This window comes from Alkalihalophilus lindianensis, from assembly GCF_032843265.1.
GTDB lineage: Bacteria > Bacillota > Bacilli > Bacillales > Bacillaceae_D > Alkalihalophilus > Alkalihalophilus lindianensis.
Genome location: NZ_JAWJBA010000555.1, coordinates 1 through 259 on the forward strand (window position 1 = coordinate 1; position 259 = coordinate 259).

Genomic DNA, 259 nt, shown 5'->3' on the forward strand with positions numbered 1-259 from the left:
CTAGGCTTACACTTAGACTTTATGGACTTAGTGAACCTGAAAAAGATCCATCGTAGAAAGGGGGCATCAACCATGTATACACTTATGCTGATTGAAGACGATACACAGTTAAGTGAACTTATTCAAGATTATATGGAACGTTACGGGTATACAGTACATCAACCCGAGAATTTTACCAATATAATAGAGGAGTTTACAAGAATACAACCTGACCTAGTTTTACTTGATCTTAACTTGCCTTATTATGACGGTTATTTTT

The 259-nt window shown here is 35.5% G+C and carries 1 protein-coding gene; it reads left to right on the forward strand.

Annotation, left to right across the window (positions count from 1 at the left end; translation table 11 throughout):
* A partial coding sequence (locus RYX56_RS23400; RefSeq protein WP_317124263.1) for a response regulator occupies nucleotides 1-259 on the forward strand: 259 nt, incomplete at both ends.